This is a genomic window from Lacticaseibacillus styriensis, from assembly GCF_030770295.1.
Lineage (GTDB): Bacteria > Bacillota > Bacilli > Lactobacillales > Lactobacillaceae > Lacticaseibacillus > Lacticaseibacillus casei.
On sequence record NZ_CP132483.1, the window covers coordinates 2,608,682 to 2,626,636 of the forward strand.

The 17,955-nt window shown below is 49.1% G+C and carries 14 protein-coding genes; 2 read left to right on the plus strand and 12 right to left on the minus strand.

Translation table 11 applies throughout. The features are described 5' to 3' along the window. Window positions 1–233: 233 nt before the first annotated feature. From lysS to hslO, 3 genes are all read right to left on the minus strand, one after another. Window positions 234–1,733, minus strand: a complete 1,500-nt coding sequence (gene lysS / locus LACSTY_RS12320; protein WP_025013390.1) for a lysine--tRNA ligase — start codon at window positions 1,731–1,733, stop codon at window positions 234–236. Window positions 1,734–1,881: 148 nt separating this feature from the next. Next, the gene (gene dusB / locus LACSTY_RS12325; protein ID WP_049170387.1) at window positions 1,882–2,883 is read right to left on the minus strand and encodes a tRNA dihydrouridine synthase DusB; all 1,002 of its coding nucleotides are present in this window, start codon (window positions 2,881–2,883) and stop codon (window positions 1,882–1,884) included. Window positions 2,884–2,945: 62 nt separating this feature from the next. After that, window positions 2,946–3,830, minus strand: a complete 885-nt coding sequence (hslO, locus tag LACSTY_RS12330) for an Hsp33 family molecular chaperone HslO (RefSeq protein ID WP_049170386.1) — start codon at window positions 3,828–3,830, stop codon at window positions 2,946–2,948. Between the two features lie 272 nt (window positions 3,831–4,102). On the opposite strand from hslO, the gene LACSTY_RS12335 reads away from it, so the two are divergent. After that, the gene (locus LACSTY_RS12335) at window positions 4,103–4,738 is read left to right on the plus strand and encodes an NADPH-dependent FMN reductase (RefSeq protein WP_087912837.1); all 636 of its coding nucleotides are present in this window, start codon (window positions 4,103–4,105) and stop codon (window positions 4,736–4,738) included. 81 nt (window positions 4,739–4,819) lie between these two features. Here the strand turns inward: LACSTY_RS12335 and ftsH are convergent, their stop codons facing one another. From ftsH to pth, 9 genes are all read right to left on the minus strand, one after another. After that, entirely contained in the window at window positions 4,820–6,967 is a 2,148-nt protein-coding gene (gene ftsH / locus LACSTY_RS12340; RefSeq protein WP_087912838.1) for an ATP-dependent zinc metalloprotease FtsH, read from the minus strand. Window positions 6,968–7,028: 61 nt separating this feature from the next. Further along, complete coding sequence (gene hpt / locus LACSTY_RS12345) at window positions 7,029–7,574, minus strand: hypoxanthine phosphoribosyltransferase (protein WP_087912839.1); 546 nt, start codon at window positions 7,572–7,574, stop codon at window positions 7,029–7,031. Then, window positions 7,574–8,881, minus strand: a complete 1,308-nt coding sequence (gene tilS / locus LACSTY_RS12350) for a tRNA lysidine(34) synthetase TilS (RefSeq protein WP_087912840.1) — start codon at window positions 8,879–8,881, stop codon at window positions 7,574–7,576. Before tilS ends, hpt begins: the two co-directional genes overlap by 1 nt. Before the next feature lie 103 nt (window positions 8,882–8,984). Further along, a complete protein-coding gene (locus LACSTY_RS12355; RefSeq protein ID WP_010491293.1) occupies window positions 8,985–9,470 on the minus strand; it encodes a S1 domain-containing RNA-binding protein in 486 nt (161 codons plus the stop codon). Between the two features lie 208 nt (window positions 9,471–9,678). After that, window positions 9,679–10,080: an FtsB family cell division protein gene (locus LACSTY_RS12360; RefSeq protein ID WP_025013382.1), complete on the minus strand. Its 402-nt coding sequence runs from the start codon at window positions 10,078–10,080 to the stop codon at window positions 9,679–9,681. Between the two features lie 92 nt (window positions 10,081–10,172). Continuing rightward, window positions 10,173–10,436 (minus strand): RNA-binding S4 domain-containing protein, encoded by a 264-nt coding sequence (locus tag LACSTY_RS12365; protein WP_010491289.1) that lies wholly within the window; start codon window positions 10,434–10,436, stop codon window positions 10,173–10,175. Window positions 10,437–10,440: 4 nt separating this feature from the next. After that, window positions 10,441–12,015 (minus strand): putative polysaccharide biosynthesis protein, encoded by a 1,575-nt coding sequence (locus LACSTY_RS12370; RefSeq protein WP_087912841.1) that lies wholly within the window; start codon window positions 12,013–12,015, stop codon window positions 10,441–10,443. Window positions 12,016–12,087: 72 nt separating this feature from the next. Next, window positions 12,088–15,615 carry a transcription-repair coupling factor gene (gene mfd, locus LACSTY_RS12375; protein WP_087912842.1) on the minus strand — a complete coding sequence of 1,176 codons (3,528 nt, stop codon included), beginning with the start codon at window positions 15,613–15,615 and terminating at the stop codon, window positions 12,088–12,090. A 73-nt stretch (window positions 15,616–15,688) separates the two neighbouring features. Next, on the minus strand, window positions 15,689–16,246 hold the full coding sequence (gene pth, locus LACSTY_RS12380) for an aminoacyl-tRNA hydrolase (RefSeq protein WP_087912843.1): 558 nt from the start codon (window positions 16,244–16,246) through the stop codon (window positions 15,689–15,691). A 475-nt stretch (window positions 16,247–16,721) separates the two neighbouring features. On the opposite strand from pth, the gene LACSTY_RS12385 reads away from it, so the two are divergent. After that, window positions 16,722–17,729 (plus strand): L-lactate dehydrogenase, encoded by a 1,008-nt coding sequence (locus LACSTY_RS12385; protein WP_003662706.1) that lies wholly within the window; start codon window positions 16,722–16,724, stop codon window positions 17,727–17,729. Window positions 17,730–17,955: the final 226 nt, after the last annotated feature.

Sequence of the window (17,955 nt, forward strand, 5' to 3'; positions counted from 1 at the left end):
CAATAACTTTTTCTGATGCTTTGAAGCACATCAGCGTTGCTCATTTACGACGCTTATTATCATACCAACGGTTTGCGCCATCGTCAACAACTTTTTTAAATAAAAATACTATCCGGATATTATGTGTGCCATTGATGATTTTCATTCGTGAATAAGCCTATAATAAACTTACTCACGGCGCAATCTTTCGTAAAACAAAAAGTGCCGCCAAAATGGCGACACATAAGTTTAGGTTATGGGCGCAATGTCGGGAACAAAAGGACATCACGAATTGAAGGCGCATCTGTCAACAGCATGACAAGACGATCGATACCGATGCCTAAGCCACCGGTTGGCGGCATGCCGTATTCCAATGCCTCAACATAATCATCATCGATACCTTGCGCTTCCTCATTGCCTGCGCTCTTTTCTGCGGCCTGGGCTTCAAACCGTTGGCGCTGGTCAATTGGATCGTTTAATTCGGTGAAGGCATTGGCGTATTCGCCACCGCCGACGAAAAGTTCGAACCGCTCGACAAAGCGGGGATCCTTAGGGTTTTTCTTTGCGAGAGGGGACACTTCGATTGGATGCCCGGTAATGAAAGTCGGTTGAATCAGCGTTGATTCAACGAACTGGTCAAAGAAGGCACTGATAATGTGACCGACCTTCCAATAAGGCTCGTAATGGACATCATGTTCGTCTGCCAGCTTGCGCGCATCATCAACGCTCATTTCCGGCCAAAAGTCCACGCCGGTTTTGTCTTTAATGGCATCGACCATGTTAATGCGGGCAAACGGCGCATCTAGGTCGATGTCCATTCCCTGATACGTTAATTTACCGGAATCAAGAACCTTGTGGGCAGCAAATCGAAAAATACCTTCAGTTTCAGTCATGACATCGGTCAAGTCCCAATAGGCTGCGTAGGTTTCAAGCTCGGTGAATTCCGGATTATGTTTGGTATCAATGCCTTCATTACGGAAAACCCGACCAATTTCGTAAACCCGTTCCATCCCACCGACAATGAGCCGCTTCAGATGTAGTTCAAGCGCGATTCGTAGATAAAGATCGATATCCAGTGCATTGTGATGCGTGATGAACGGACGGGCATTGGCGCCACCGGCTTGGTTATGCAACACCGGCGTCTCGACTTCAAGGAAGCCGTGGTTATCTAAATATTCACGAACAGCACTCACAATCTTTGTCCGCTTAACAAACCGGTCAAAGCTGTCAGGGTTAGAAATCAGATCCAGATAACGTTTGCGGTACTTTTGCTCAACGTCCGTCAAGCCATGCCACTTGTCCGGTAATGGCCGTAATGCCTTAGCCAAGTGGGTAACATGGTTGGCTTTGACCGTCAGTTCGCCGGAATCGGTTTTCATGACTTCGCCACTGATACCAAGAATGTCGCCAAGATCGGCCTTCTTGAAAATCATGTAGTTCTCATCGCCGACAACATCTTTACGAACGTAGATCTGCATTTTGCCACTACGATCACGGATATCTGCAAATCCGACTTTACCCTTGCCACGTTTGGACATCATGCGTCCTGCGATCGTCACTTTCGGTTTTTCTTCAAGCAACGTTTCCTTGTCGTCTTCACCGAAGTCTTCGCGCACTTGCGCTGCCGAGTGGGTTCGATCAAACCGATGACCGAATGGATCAATCCCTGCTTCGCGCAAGGCTTCCATTTTTTCCCGCCGCGCAATCATCTGATCGTTCATTTCTGGTTGCTGTCCGTTTTCCTTAGCCAACACATGTTCCTCCGTTCCAATTTATAGCACTCTTTGATGATGACAATTTTACCGCGAAAAAGCAACCTTCTGCGCATTAAAAGACGCTCTCAATGATTGATTAGCCAACAAATCATCGCAGAACGTCTTTTTCGTCTAAAGCTCTAGTAAGTTAATGACTGCGCTGACGCTCGCGGGCGCGCGCTTCGGTCTGCTCAACAAAATCGTCAAAAATATGATTTACTTCAGCTTGCGTATCAACCATGTTAACGGCTGCTTTGGTCTTCGCTGAACGCGGGATGCCTTTCAAATAATAAGCTGCCTGCATCCGGAATTCGCGCACGGCCTGATGCTCACCGTGTAAGTCAACCAGCCGTTGTAGCTGTAACTTGGCAGTTGCAATTTTTTCCCGTGGTGTCGGTTCCGGGATCAACTCGCCGTCATCCAGATATGCTGCCATCTGTTTCAAGACCCAAGGATTCCCTAACGCTGCGCGACCGACCATCACGGCATCGGCACCGACTTCTTCAAGCATGCGTTTGGCATCTTGCGGTGTCCGTACATCGCCGTTGCCCATAAACGGGATCGTCAGATGTTGCTTAACTTCTTTTAAAATATTCCAATCCGCATGTCCGGAATAAAGCTGCTTACGCGTACGACCATGCATCGCCAGCGCTGCTGCACCACCACGCTCGGCTGCCAACGCATTTTGAACCGCATAAATGTGGTCTTCATCCCAGCCGGTTCGCATCTTGACGGTGACCGGCTTGGAAACGGCATCGGTGACTGCCGCGACCATTTCATAAACCTTTTCCGGATCAAGTAACCAATGAGCACCTGCGTCAGTTTTAGTGACTTTAGGAACCGGGCAGCCCATATTGATATCAATAATATCTGCCGCGGTATTTTGGTCGATGAATTTCGCCGCATTAACTAAGGTTTCTTTGGTCCCGCCAAAAATCTGAATCGAAATTGGATGTTCCCGCGGATCCACAAACATCATACTCAACGTTTTCTTATTCTTGTACATAATTCCACGGTCACTGATCATTTCGCACACAACCAGACCCGCACCGAATTCTTTGGCGGTTACCCGAAAGGCCGCATTGGTAACCCCGGCCATCGGGGCAACAACGAGTCGATTGGGAATTTCAACATTGGCAATATGCCACATACAAGCCACCTCTTTCTTGCTTTCGCGATGCTAACTTTACTTAAAATAAGCAAAAATCGCAACTATTCGTGTCGGGCTATTAATGCTTCAAGATCCGCAACGCTGTAATGATACTGATTACCGCAAAACTTGCAGGTCGTCTCCGCACCGCCATCTTCATCAATCATTTCCTGTAATTGTTCATGCGGCAAGGTTGCCATGATATCGCCAAAATGGGCTTTAGAACAATTACATGCAAACCGCAGTGACTGGGTATCCAGGAATTGCACCGGTGCATCCCCAGCGATACGTTGAATAATTTGCTCTGGTGTCAGGCCGCTTTTTAAAAGTTCCGACACAAGCGGCAATGTTTTGACGTTGGCTTCCAGTGCGGACAATTCTGCATCATCGGCCCCCGGCAACGCCTGTAGCATGAAGCCGCCAGCGACCTGAACCGAGTTGTCGGCGTTGACGAAAACGGATAATCCCACTGCGGCAGGAATTTGTTCGGATTTTGCCAGATAATACGTGAAATCCTCGGCTAATTCGCCTGATACCAGCGGCACTTGGCCGGTAAATGGTTCACCGATCCCGATATCTTTGGTGACTGCAAGCATGCCATGTTTACCGACAGCACGGGCGACGTCGATTTTTCCGACAAGGTTGAGCGGCAAATTGACGTGCGGCTCTTGCACATAGCCGCGAACCGTGCCGATCTCTGTGCCATCGGTGATGATAGAACCAACCGGGCCATCTCCTTTAATGCGCACTGTTAGCATGTCATCACGGTTTTTTAATCCGGAAGCGGACAATAACGCCGTTGCAACCAGCGTCCGCCCCAGTGCCGCCGACGCCGCACTCCAGGTATCATGACGGCGTTGCGCCTCGCGTACTGTCTCCGTCGCATCGACAGCGAAAATTCGAAAATGGGTATCACGCGACAATGCGCTCGCGATATAGTCACTCATGTTGGGTCCTCTTTTCTGAAAGTTAAACGTGGCTATTCTACCAAAATTGTGCGCTATTGAAAAGTCAGTGTACGCATCAGTATGCCTCAAATGATGCCTAACTGCACCAATTTTAGTCAAAGTCAGATTCGGATTCACACGTTTTCCCTCAATTCGCGATACCGAAGTGCACAATGTCAACCGTCATAGTGAAATTTGTGCTGAATGCCGCCTTGATTTCGAATAACAGGTAAAATAAAATTATTAATTAACTTGGAAAGGACTTGGTATTTTTGATCAGTCATATCGGCGTTATCCTAGGTACAACTCGAAAAAATGCGCTAGGTGCCCGTATTTTCAATTATTTAAAACAAGCATTTCCCGACACATCAGAGGTTCATTACACGTGGCTTGATCTTCGGGATTATCCGTTGCCACTTTATGACCATCCCGAAACGCCACTCGAAGATCCGATCCAAGAGCCAACCCCAATCGAAACAAAATGGTTAACCGCGGTGGCCAACCAGGATGGTTACGTGATATTAACGCCAGAATACGATCACGCGCTACCCGGCGGTTTAAAAAATGCCTTGGATCTAATCGGTCCGGAAGTTGAACATAAACCTGTTCAAATCATTGGGTATTCGCATTTTTCTGATGGCGGTATGCTGGCAGCAGCCAGTTTAGTTCCGATTTTACAAATGCTGAAAATGATCGTCCTCCCCACGCCGACGTTACTTTGGTCGGCCGATCCGTGTTTTGACGAAAACGGGCAGATCAATTCTGCTGCCGAGAACAGCCAGCATTTTGCCCGCCGCTTGCACGAGACGATGCACGATATTGGCTTTTACACACGCTTACTTAAGAAACACCCGTACCAACCACTAGGTAGCGATACAGCAGCTAACCAAACCTCGGCGACAAAGTGACTCAAACCACAGCTGACCTCTGGAATTTTTCATGATAATGCGTAACAAAAAAACACCACCAACTTGGGCGGTGTTTTTTTGTTACGCTTGCGGATCCTGATGTTCATTGTTGTCTGAAGAACCGCTGTCAGCCGACGTATCATCTGGCTTTTCAACGCTGTCTGTATCATCATCCTGGCTCGCCTGATCTTGGTTTGCCTGGGAGTCAGATTCGGACTTGGCGTTGGCTTCTTCGTCTGCTTGCTTTTCTTTATCCTTATGCTCAAGCGCTGCTTTGGATTGTTCGAAAGTAGCTGCCTTTTCGCTTGGAAATTCGTCTTGATCGCGTTCTGGCATCTTGCCATCGTTGAACAAGCTGAGGATTTCCTTTTCGTTCAAGGTTTCGTACTTGAGCAAGGCTTCGGCAATTAGCTTATGCTGCTGACGGTGGGCCTGAATAATCTCGTAAGCCTGCTTATGGGCTTCGTCAATGATCCGCCGCACTTCATCATCAATCGCTGTTGCTGTCGTCTCAGAATAAGGTGGTGTCTGGCCATACTGAGCACCAAGGAATGGCTGGCCCTCGGTTTCGAGTTGAACCGTTCCCAAGCGATCGGACATCCCGTACTGAGTGACCATGCTCCGGGCAATTTGCGTTGCCTGTTCAAAGTCATTGGACGCCCCGGTGGATTCGACCCCGAAGATAATTTCTTCGGCCGTCCGACCACCAAGTAAGCCGACAATCTGTTCGGTCAACTCCTTCTTGGTCAGCAAGAATTGATCATCTTTTGGCAGCATAATCGCATACCCGCCTGCACGACCACGCGGAATAATCGTAACCTTACGCACAGTTCGCGAGTCGCTTAAGACCAGACCGACAATTGCGTGCCCCGCTTCGTGGAAGGCCACCATGTTGCGTTCTTTTGGACTGATGACCCTGTCTTTCTTCGCCGGACCGGCAATGACTCGATCTTCCGCTTCATCCACATCGGCAGCATCAATGGCTTTCTTGCTTCGTCTTGCAGCAACCAAGGCCGCTTCATTCAGCAGGTTTTCCAAATCAGCCCCGACAAAACCAGGCGTTTGCCGCGCAATTTCTTTAAGGTCAACATTCGGCGCAAGCGGCTTGTTCTTCGCGTGCACTTTCAAAATCGCTTCACGGCCCTTAACATCCGGACGGCCAACCAGAATCTTCCGGTCAAATCGGCCTGGACGCAGCAACGCCGGATCAAGGACATCAGAACGGTTGGTTGCGGCAATGACAATCACGCCTTCATTACCGGTAAACCCGTCCATTTCAACCAGCAACTGGTTCAATGTCTGCTCACGTTCGTCATGGCCGCCGCCCATTCCGGCACCACGCTGACGACCAACCGCATCAATTTCATCGATGAAGATGATCGAAGGCGCTGCTTTTTTGGCTTGGTCAAAAAGATCACGAACACGGGAAGCCCCGACACCCACGAACATTTCAACGAAGTCAGAACCGGAAATCGAGAAGAACGGTACACCGGCTTCACCGGCAACTGCCTTGGCTAGCAAGGTTTTACCAGTACCAGGAGGACCCTCAAGCAGCACACCGGCTGGAATGCGGGCACCCAATGCCGAGAACTTCCGCGGATCTTTTAGGAACTCAACCACTTCAACCAGTTCCTGCTTCTCTTCTTCGGCACCGGCAACATCGGAGAACCGCACTTTGTTGGCATTTTTATCTGCCTGCTTAGCGCGTGATTTGCCAAAACTCATGACCCGACCAGAGCCGCCGCCTTGGCCAGCCTGATTCATCATCATATAGAAGAAGATCATCATGATGACAATCGGCACGACCGTGATCAGTAAGCTAAACCAGACCCCGGACTGTGATTCTTCCTGGGTATCCGTTTTAACATTGTTAGCACTGGTCATCTTCTGAATCTGGCTCAAAGTCGCGTCGTTCGTCGGAATATAGGTGGAGAACTTCGTCACCTTGGTCGTCTGATTGCCAAATAAACTCAGTGAATTATTCGCACCGGAAGACTTCTGGGCCTTCTTATATTCACCGCTGACTTTGTAGACGCCGCCAGATGGCTGGAGCGAATAACTCTTGACATTGTCCTTCTTTAATTCGGACATGAAGGTGCTTGTTTCAATTTCTTGGGACGATGTTGTCCCATTATCGCGCATATAATACGCAAAACCGGTGACCAGCAGCACAAAAATGATGATATACGTTAGTGTGCTACTGAACAGGCCGTTTTGTTTTTTCTTCATTTAGAACCTCCGGCAACATTCAATTAGTACCTTATATACTACCACAAACACGGCGCACAGATTAAGATTTTGCCGCGTAGACTTCTGGTTTTAATACCCCAATATAAGGCAAATTACGATAACGTTCTGCGTAATCCAAACCATAACCGACCACAAACTCATTAGGCACCGTGGTTCCCACGTAATCTGCCTGAACATCGACCACGCGTCCCTCCGGCTTGTCCATCAAGGCGCAAATCCGCACAGACTTCGCTTTACGGGTTTTAAAGATATCGGTTAAGTATTTCAGGGTTCGACCGGTATCGACAATATCTTCTACGATCAAAACGTTCCGATCCTTCACACTTGCATCAAGATCCTTGATAATCTTGACTTCGCCGCTAGATTCGGTCGCGTCACCGTAGCTAGACACATCCATAAAGTCAAGTTCCATATAGTCATCAATCTCACGGACAAGATCAGTCATGAACATAATGGCACCTTTTAAGATGCACACCACTAAGGGATTCTTCCCTGCGTAATCGCGCTTGAGTTCAGCGCCGAGCCGCGCCGTGATGGCATGGATGTCGTCTTGAGAGTACAACACCTTTAAAATATCGGGATTCATCATCTATCCTCACTTCTGTCAACATCTGGCGAGTGCACCAGTACAACATGGAGTATATCAGTTTGAGCTGGAGGCGACAATCGTTCTAAAGGCTGACCTTCAATCCAAAAAACCTGATGGTCCTGCGCCAATAAAAGTAATTGATCACGTTGACTTGCCGGCACTTTTTCATTAATAAAAAACCGCCGCAATTTCTGGGTCACCCCATTCGGCAGCCGAACTTGATCACCGGCTTGACGGGTACGCAATGTCACCGGCAACCGCACCTGTACCGGCACGCCTTCGCAATGCAATGCCTCTGTTTGTAAACTAAACGTTCCACGCGGGGTTTTCACAGTCTGCCCAATCTGCGTAAACGTCACTGGGGTCATTGCCGGTTGCAAAACCAGCTCCCTGATCCGGCCGTTTTGAACGACAATGCTAACGCCGGCGCCAAGGTCAAAGTGGTGTTCACTTTGAGCAAACAAATGGTGCATAACCTCTGGCAGTAGTTTTTCGTCAACTTCGGGCTGCCACTGCCGCAACATTCTTTTTAAAAGCACAAGCTGCGCCGCTTTTGGCAGACGCGTCGCTGCTTGCCAGTCAATCGTCACCGGATCTATTTGCAGATGCCGCTGCCATCGATCGGCTTCGGCTTCTGCCAGTGCCAACATCCCTGCTTGCTCCACCGTAAACCGTTGCATGTGCGCCAGCAATTGCGGATTTTGCCTTTTATAGGCGGGAATGACCTCGTGGCGCAATTGATTGCGAGCATAACGGGTATCGTTATTCGAGGCATCATCACGAAATTCAATGTCGTGCGCCTGAGCATATGCCTGAAGCGCGGCCTTACTGTAACCTAACAAAGGGCGAACCAACCGTTTCCCATGCCACGACTGATCTGCCCGAATGCCAACCAGCGCGGCCGGATCACCGGAACGCCCTAGCCGAAACAAGACTGTTTCAAGTTGGTCATCGGCATGATGGGCAGTCATGACCACGGTCGCATGCTGTGTCTCGGCACTTGCAGTCAAAAACTCATAGCGTGCCTGACGCGCCGCCGCTTCGCTCGCAGTATCCGTCGACTCGCGGTGCCAAACACCGGTGACAACGGGAACCTGATACTGTGCTGCAGCCGCCACCACAAATGCTTGTTCCTGGCGACTTTCCGGCCGCAAGCGGTGATCAAAAGTGGCCACAATTACATCCAGATCCGGTGTCCGAACCGCCAGATCCAACAGCACCATTGAGTCAACGCCGCCGGAAACGGCCACAAGCACACGGGTATGCGGTGCGAAACCGAATGTTTGAAAAAGTTTCGGGCTCATACGTCTCCTCCACGTTAACCTCGTTTCAGCATTAAGTCAGTCAAAAAAGGCAATCCAAGAAAATAGGCCCAGAACAAATCATAATTTGTCCCAGACCCGATTTCTAACTGCGCCGACCGCCTCGGCCGCCGCGTTTGCCTTCGGTATTACGGCGAAGAACACTTAACCGATCTTCGCTTTCTTTCAAATAACCGGACATCATCGCGTCAAAATCACCTTTAGCCGGTTGTTGGGCTTTATGACCAAAGTGATTGCCACCATTGCGGGCACCACCTTGGAACCGATTATTGCCCGGATGCGCTGATGGCGCGTGCCGGCCTTCATGATGATTGTTCTCATGTTCACGCTGTTGCGGCTTATCAACCGCTTTCCGGATAGACAGGCCAATCTTACCATCTTGGATCGAAAGAACTTTAACCGTCACCGGTTCGCCAACATGCAACACATCATGAATGTCTTTGACATAAGCATCAGAGACCTCGCTGATATGCACCAATCCGGTTTTCCCATCGCCTAACTCAACGAATGCACCGAATTTCGTGATCCCGGTGACCTTACCAGTCACTTTCGTACCAACTTCAACTGCCATAAAAAAAGAAGTCCTCCTAATTAAATGTGTCTATAAGTATAGCATGGGTAGCAAGACACGCAAGCAGCGCGTGAACCTGTCACAATCAAAACTGTATGCCACTCGCGCACGCTTCAAGCATACCACTCAATCACAAACCAACAAACTACCGAAACCTGACAACATCCATTCGCCGACACAAAAGCTGCGCCAATCAGGGCTAAAAAGCTCATTGACTGACGTTCAGATTCGGAATCTTATTGGCTTTATCCGGCAAGTTGAAAATCACCTCACCGGGTTTTGAATACAGATATTTCTCCCGAATCAATTTGGCCGTGTAGTCATCATTGTGGAGCTGATCAACCTGGACTTTAAGTGCGGCTTTGTTGGCCTTTAGTTTATCTAGATTAGCCTTGGCTTTCGTCACGGCATGATTGGTTTCACCCAGTGTCATTTGCGTCCGAACCACACTAAAGCCCCCCAGACCCAAAATTACCACCATCAGAATCAGCAAATTCCGAATGCGTTTCATATGTACCGCGTGTGCCCGGGACTTGGGCGCACGCTGCTTTTTTGCTGTGTGCTCACGCGTATACGCATTATTTAATTGACTGATATTATTCTTTGCCATCTGATCGCACCCTCGTTTTCACCAGCCACGTGTTACGACTTCAGTAAATCAAGTATAACAAATCAAAGGGGCTACAGACCAACAAATCCGCATTAAAATGTTTCTTTATAATTTTCTTTCAGCACCGTGTACATGTCTGCCGCATCGTTTTTCTTGGTTGTTTCGACCAAATCATCGGCGCGCACCGTCAGTGTTTTGTTGCCAAAGTTAATGACCAGCGTGTCGCCTACACTGACGTCGCTACTGGATTTGGCCACTTTACCATTAATCGTGATGCGTCCTTTGTCGGCAATCTCTTTTGCCACGGTGCGTCGTTTGATAATTCGGGAAACTTTGAGAAACTTGTCTAACCGCATATCTTTACCTCGCTTTTATTTTTCGTACAAATTTTAAATACTTTTTACCGCCGGGCAGATCAAGCATTTCGCGCAACGTCAAAAGTTTGAACCAGGTACCTGTCAGTAAAAAGACGATGACGCCGAGAACCACGCCTAATAAGGTAACACCAAGCGCAACCAGCCGTGAGCTCAGCGGAATCCACCCAACTGCCAGGTAAACCGCCAACACCATGAGACCGGTCACCGCAAGCAATTTTGGCACAAACAGCCGCAGCGCACTTCTGCCTTTGATCGTCTCAGGAACGGCATAATAAATCAAGCAAAGGATCACACCCAATGCCAGAATTGTCGCACCACTGGCGCCGGCCGTCCCAAACCGGGCAACCAGCGGCTGGTTAATCCCGGACTTGATCAAAATACCGATCAGCAGCGCCACGCTAATGCCCTTATACCGATCCAAGCTCTGCAAGATGGCGTTATACGCATTAATCATGGCAACAACGGCAATCGCAATGGCATACAATTGTAAGACAAACGCGCCGGCGGTATCGCCAAAAAGCAGTAAATCAATTGCCGGCATCAAAACAGCCAACCCAGAAGTCGCCGCAAGCGCAAAGGCTAGATTAAAATGCACCAATTCTGCGCCACGTTGAATGAATTGCCGACGTTGCTGTAGCTGACGCGCCTGGGTCAGACTAGGCAGCAAAGTTGTGGACAGTGAAGCCGCCACCACAAGCCCTAGCTGGACAAGGGGTTGGCCACGGTCATAGATCCCTTTTAAACTTTTGGCCGTTGCCATGGCAATACCGGAACTGGTCAAGCCTTTTGTCACTGTGAAGCTGTCAACCAGTTGTAACAAAATCAACAGTGCGGCATACAGTGTAATCGCGCCGCCTTCCCTGACGAAGCGACTAATCAGGTGGGCATACGCGTGAACGCCAGGAAAACGAAAGCGGCGGCGACCAAAAATCCGGTGATACGGCCGCCACAATGTCAGCACTGCTGCCAATCCGCCAAAAAAGGCCCCGCTCATGGCAATCGCACCCATCTGGTAGACACTCCAATGATATTGGACGAACCACCATGCCGCCAATAAGATCACGCCAACCCGAACAATCTGCTCAACCACTTGGCTCGTAGCCGTTTTCACCATATCAAAAGTACCTTGAAAATAACCGCGTCCCGTCGCCAAAACCGGCATCGTCAGGAACATAAACGCCACGATTTGGATTAACGGTAATAGTTCCGGATCAGCCATCGCACGGGCAATTTCCTGACCAAAAAATTCAAGGCCCAAAAACAACCCCCACGAAACCCAGTTCAAAATCACGTTGCTCTGGTGAGCCACCGTTAACTTTGCTTCGTCACCGTCAGCTTCCGCAACAAGTTTGGAAATATAAACCGGAAATCCGGACAACGCAAACGTCATCCCTAGCCCGTAGATAGGGTAGATTTGCTGATAGGCGTAAAATCCCGTGTCGCCAACCATATTCTGAAATGGCACCCGGTAAACTGCGCTGAGGATCTTGGCAATCAGTGAGCTGAGGCTCAAGATCCAGGCACCGCGCATTAAATACTTCATTTGTTGATTATGCATGGTGGTCTCCTGTTAACATGGTCACAGCTGACCGCTCGATTCGCGAAACCCCTGCTGGCCAATCATAAGGCATTAAGCTGCCGGCTTTTTCTCCGGCTGGGGATTGACAACGTTCACCAATCCCTGCATAAAGGCTGTCAGTTGCGCCAACCAACTCTCGGCCTGCATGGTTTTAGGAATTGTCAACGTCACGGTCAGCTTACCATCAGCAATCGCAACCTGAGCTTTAAGCGTCGTTGCGGCCAGCGCCTTAAAAATAGGTTCGCCTTGCGCTTTAGTGGTTGCTTGCGGCGATAACACAACCGCGATTTTTTGATCCGTCTTTTGCACGCTGTTGACCCATGCCAAGTCGGCAAACCGTTTGAGATGCGCGATCGCCAGCAGGTTGGTCACCGGCTGCGGATAGTCACCAAACCGATCAATCAAGTCTTCGCTGATTTCCGTTTCGGCTTCATCGCTATTGGCTTCACGAATCCGTTTATACAGTTCGATCTTTTGCCGCGAATCAGCCACATAGTCGGTCGGCAGATAAGCTTCCAAGCCCAGATCGATTTCGGCATCGGTCTTCTGCGCCGTTTTAATCCCGCGCCGTTTGTTCACCGCTTCTTGGAGCATCTGGGTGTACAGATCGTAACCAACCGAATCGATGAAGCCATGTTGCTGCTTGCCCAACAGATTGCCGGCTCCGCGAATCGACAGGTCACGCATGGCAATTTTGAAGCCACTGCCTAATTCCGTAAAATCTTTAATCGCCTGCAGTCGTTTTTCCGCCTCCTCATTAAGCACCTTCATCGGCTGATACATGAAGTAGGCATACGCTACCCGACTCGAACGACCGATCCGTCCCCGCAGTTGATACAACTGAGATAAGCCGTAATGATCGGCATTTTCGATAATTAACGTATTTGCATTTGGCATATCAACGCCGGTTTCGATGATCGTCGTTGTGACCAGCACATCATAGGCACCGTGCAGAAAATCATAAATGACGTTTTCCAGCTGCGTTTCGGTCATCTGCCCATGCGCGTAGCCGATACTGGCATCTGGCACCAGCTCTTCCAACTGACTCACGGTGCGCTCCATATCTTCCACCCGATTATGCAGGTAAAAGACCTGGCCGCCGCGCTCCATTTCGCGTTCAATTGCCTCGCGAATCACCCCGGGATTTTGCTCCATGACAAACGTCTGAATCGGGTAACGATTGGTCGGCGGTGTCTCGATGACACTCAGATCGCGCACGCCCAGCATCGACATATTCAAGGTACGCGGAATGGGAGTCGCCGTTAACGTTAAGACGTCCACATTGCTTTTCAGCTGCTTGATACGCTCCTTATGCTTAACGCCAAAACGCTGCTCTTCATCGATGACCAGCAAACCAAGATCACGAAAAGCCACATCTTTTGACAACAACCGGTGTGTCCCGACGACAATGTCAATCGTGCCATTCTTCAAGCCTTTGATGGTCTCTTTATTTTGGTGCGGCGTCTGAAAACGGGACAGCAACCCGACTTTAATCGGAAAATCGGCAAAGCGTTCTTTCATGGTGTCAAAATGTTGCTGCGCCAAAATCGTCGTGGGCACCAAAATGGCCACCTGTTTGCCATAATCAATCGCTTTAAATGCCGCCCGCAACGCAACTTCGGTTTTGCCAAAGCCGACATCCCCGACAAGCAAGCGATCCATTGGCTTCGGTTTTTCCATGTCGCGTTTGATTTCTTTGGCTGACCGCAACTGATCCGGCGTCTCCGGATAAGGAAACTCATCTTCAAATTTCTGCTGCAAATCATCATCCGGGCCAAACGCATAACCTTTTTCTGCTTCACGTTTGGCGTATAAATCAATCAACTCATCCGCAATGTCTTCAATGCGGGCCGCCACTTTGCGTTTGGTCTTCTGCCATTCGGTGCCGCCCAACTTATTAACGCTTGGCGCCTTGCCGTCAGCGGAAACATATTTTTGCACCAGATTCAGCTGATCAACCGGAATAAAGAGCTTGTCGTTATTGCGGTAATCGATGGTGATGTAGTCGCGGTGAACACCGTCGACTTCCATCGTCTCCATACCGGTATACTGCCCAATCCCATGGTTAACATGCACCACATAATCGCCGGGCTTCAGCTCATTGTAGCTGCGCAGTCGTTCCGTATTGGCCAGTGTTTGGTGCCGTGCCCGCCGTCGCTGCCGTGCATTGAACAACTCGTGCTCAGTGACAACGACCAACTTCATGTCCGGCAGTTCGAAGCCGTTCTTCAAACTGCCTTCCGTCAATTGAACCTGACCTGGCAGTAAATGATTGGGTTCGGTCAGAACGTTGCTAATCTCAAAATCTTTCAACGTTCCGCTCAGCTTATCTAGCCGATTTTTGTCCGCAATCAGAAAGACCACGGTTTGTTTTTGTTTCACCCAGCGATCGGTTTCTGTTTTGAGCAACGGCATCTGACTAAAGAACTGTTGAACATTGCGACTCGGCACATTGGTCAGGCTATCAAGCCGCAATTGTCCCATACCTTTTTGAAAAAGGCTTAAATACAGCCGTGGATGCGGTTCATGCTGATTAAGTTCTTGAATTTTTGGATTAGGTGTCTTGGGCAGCAACCGGCCTTCCGTTTGCAATTGAGCATACCACTCTGCGGTTTCCTGGACTAAATGGGTATCGCTATCCAGTAACCTGCTGTAATCGTCAAAGGCAACGAGTGCATCCGGTGTGAGGTAGTCAGTGATGCGCTGATGTTCCGGGTAAAGTTCCGGTGCATACAGAGCTAGATTCTCCGGCCGTTCCAGTGCTTGCAACTGCTGGCCGGTGGTTAAAAGTCCGTCAGTGATAGCTTGCTTGGTATCCGCATCTTTGACCTTGGCCTTGTAAGCCGTTGCCTGCTTCACAAGACGCTCACCGGTCGCACTTAGCACCTGATCTGACGCGATCATATCGGTCGCCGGTGAAATCACGATGCGCGTCAGCTTTTTCAAACTACGCTGCGTCGCAATGTCAAAAGTGCGAATCGAATCGACGGCCGTATCAAATAATTCAATGCGAATCGGATCATCCTGATTGAGCGGATAGATATCAATAATGCCACCGCGAATGGCGAATTGCCCCGGCGCGCTAACCAGTGAATCGCGGCGATACCCCATTGCAATCAATTGCTTGGCAACATCTTGCGGCTCAAGCTCTGAATCCATATCGATGACCAGCTCACTAGCCGCCCAAACCGCTGGCGCCGGCAAGATACGCTTATACCCAGCCAGGCTGGTCACAATAATGCCAGGCTTGCCGCTTTGCAAGAAAGTTAATGCATTAATCCGATCATTGCGGGTCTCCGGTGAGCTCACCGCAACTTCGGCAGCCAGCACGTCTTCCACTGGAAAGTCATAAACCAGCGCATCGCCTAACAAGCTGCTCAAGTCGGCTGCTAATTCGTCAGCATGAAAACGATTATTCTCGACAATCAGAAGCTGTTGCTGACGTTGTTGCAAGAGCGCGCCAAAAAAGACCGTCTTGGCGGAACCCGAAAGCCCTGTCACCAAATGACGGCCGGTCTTGAGTTTAGGCCATAATGCCGACAGTTCTGGATCTGCCTGCACCATGTCGATCAAATTCATCGCTTCACCTACTTCTTTCTTCTACTAAGTTTACCTAATCGGCCGCGTGCGATCACGAACAAGCCACCGACTTTTAATTAAACTTATTCATCAGTTGCGGAAACGGCATGCCATTTAGCCAGTCTTCCAACGCATCATCTGCTCTGGTAATGGCCTCATCGATCATTGGCTGATCAGCTTGGGAAAAGGGCGTGAGCACCCAGTCAACAACCCGCTGACGCTGAGGGTGTTGAATGCCGATTTTCAACCGGTAAAATTCATCGCTGCCGGTTGCGCTGATAATATCCTTGATCCCGTTATGGCCGCCTGCTGACCCGCGTTGCCGCAACCGTAATTTGCCGAGCGTCAGATCCATGTCATCATGAACCACCAGGATTTCGTCTAACCGAATTTGATAAAACATCATCAGTTCGCGTACGGCCCGCCCTGAAGCATTCATATAAGTCTGGGGCTTCACCAAAAACACTTTTTCATCATGAATCCGGGTAGTCGCCGTGGCAGCATCAAATTCAAGCTTATCAAGTTTGAGTCCCAAACGTTTAGCCAGTTCGTCAACGACCATAAAACCCATGTTGTGTTTGGTACCTGCATATTTTCGTCCAGGATTACCCAGACCAACGATCATTTTCATTTTGTCTCCTTAAATTAGTGCTTTTTTCAACGGCCCCGGTTGCTTGCGGTTGGCACCCTTTTGGCAACAATGACAAGCTACAGTTGGTTTTTTAGCCGCGTGTATTCCTGCGTAACCAAGCCAAGCGAAGGACACCAAACACTAACCAACATCACAAGGTTAAGCGCTTGGTGTCACTTCGCTATACACCGTCATCCACATACTGGGACGCGAATTTCTATTAGTATGCAGTATAACACATCAAGGCTGATTAACTGTGCACATTCCTTTTGTGAACTGTTAAGCTTTTACCCCTCGTGAAAATCGCTCATGCAAGCGTTTTCGTTCCTGAAAGCGAGCTTGTCACAGGATTCACAAGCCTTGCTATTGTAAGGCTGAGCGCGACTTTTTAACCATGGCAAAATTATGAAAAAGTCTGTCAATTTTGTTTCGGCGAATTGATAATGTGTTATACTCACAATGAAATGCAGTTTGCATGCACATAAGAAAGGATGATATCACCGTGGCAAGTATTACGGATAAGGATCACCAAAAAGTTATTCTCGTTGGTGACGGCGCCGTTGGTTCAAGTTATGCCTATGCAATGGTATTGCAAGGTATTGCACAAGAAATCGGGATCGTTGACATTTTTAAGGACAAGACGAAGGGTGACGCGATTGATTTAAGCAACGCGCTGCCATTCACCAGCCCAAAGAAGATTTATTCTGCTGAATACAGCGATGCCAAGGATGCTGATCTGGTTGTTATCACTGCTGGTGCTCCTCAGAAGCCAGGCGAAACCCGCTTGGATCTGGTTAACAAGAACTTGAAGATCTTGAAGTCCATTGTTGATCCGATTGTGGATTCTGGCTTTAACGGTATCTTCTTGGTTGCTGCCAACCCAGTTGATATCTTGACCTATGCAACTTGGAAGCTTTCCGGCTTCCCGAAGAACCGCGTTGTTGGTTCAGGTACTTCATTGGACACCGCACGTTTCCGTCAGTCCATTGCTGAAATGGTTAACGTTGATGCACGTTCGGTCCACGCTTACATCATGGGTGAACATGGTGACACTGAATTTCCTGTATGGTCACACGCCAACATCGGTGGCGTTACCATTGCCGAATGGGTTAAAGCACATCCGGAAATCAAGGAAGACAAGCTTGTTAAGATGTTTGAAGACGTTCGTGACGCTGCTTACGAAATCATCAAACTCAAGGGCGCAACCTTCTATGGTATCGCAACTGCTTTGGCACGTATCTCCAAGGCTATCCTGAACGATGAAAATGCTGTTCTGCCACTGTCCGTTTACATGGATGGTCAATATGGCTTGAACGACATCTACATCGGTACCCCAGCTGTGATCAACCGCAATGGTATCCAGAACATTCTGGAAATCCCATTGACCGACCACGAAGAGGAATCCATGCAGAAATCTGCTTCACAATTGAAGAAGGTTCTGACTGATGCCTTCGCGAAGAACGACATCGAAACCCGTCAGTAATCATCATCATGACTGAGTCTAGAACAGCTGGGCAACTGCCTGGTTGTTCTTTTTTTAATCTCGAAAATGATTAGGGACTTTAGCACATTTCTCTCGCTTGGCAGCATCCTGAAAGTATAATGTTTTTTTAAAGTTGTCAGATGCCGCTCCGCTAATGGTTAGCACACCCGAAATGCCTATAGCTGAACGAGGCGTACCGCTTTTAATTCTGGGCTTGTTACCTTAT

Coding starts and splice junctions, on each gene's coding strand:
- dusB (WP_049170387.1), bottom strand. CDS start 2,883: ATGTGGCATATTGCCAATGTTGAAATTCCCAATCGACTCGTTGTTGCC.
- hslO (WP_049170386.1), bottom strand. CDS start 3,830: ATGAGTGACTATATCGCGAGCGCATTGTCGCGTGATACCCATTTTCGA.
- ftsH (WP_087912838.1), bottom strand. CDS start 6,967: ATGAAGAAAAAACAAAACGGCCTGTTCAGTAGCACACTAACGTATATC.
- hpt (WP_087912839.1), bottom strand. CDS start 7,574: ATGAATCCCGATATTTTAAAGGTGTTGTACTCTCAAGACGACATCCAT.
- tilS (WP_087912840.1), bottom strand. CDS start 8,881: ATGAGCCCGAAACTTTTTCAAACATTCGGTTTCGCACCGCATACCCGT.
- LACSTY_RS12355 (WP_010491293.1), bottom strand. CDS start 9,470: ATGGCAGTTGAAGTTGGTACGAAAGTGACTGGTAAGGTCACCGGGATC.
- LACSTY_RS12360 (WP_025013382.1), bottom strand. CDS start 10,080: ATGGCAAAGAATAATATCAGTCAATTAAATAATGCGTATACGCGTGAG.
- LACSTY_RS12365 (WP_010491289.1), bottom strand. CDS start 10,436: ATGCGGTTAGACAAGTTTCTCAAAGTTTCCCGAATTATCAAACGACGC.
- LACSTY_RS12370 (WP_087912841.1), bottom strand. CDS start 12,015: ATGCATAATCAACAAATGAAGTATTTAATGCGCGGTGCCTGGATCTTG.
- mfd (WP_087912842.1), bottom strand. CDS start 15,615: ATGAATTTGATCGACATGGTGCAGGCAGATCCAGAACTGTCGGCATTA.
- pth (WP_087912843.1), bottom strand. CDS start 16,246: ATGAAAATGATCGTTGGTCTGGGTAATCCTGGACGAAAATATGCAGGT.
- LACSTY_RS12385 (WP_003662706.1), top strand. CDS start 16,722: ATGCACATAAGAAAGGATGATATCACCGTGGCAAGTATTACGGATAAG.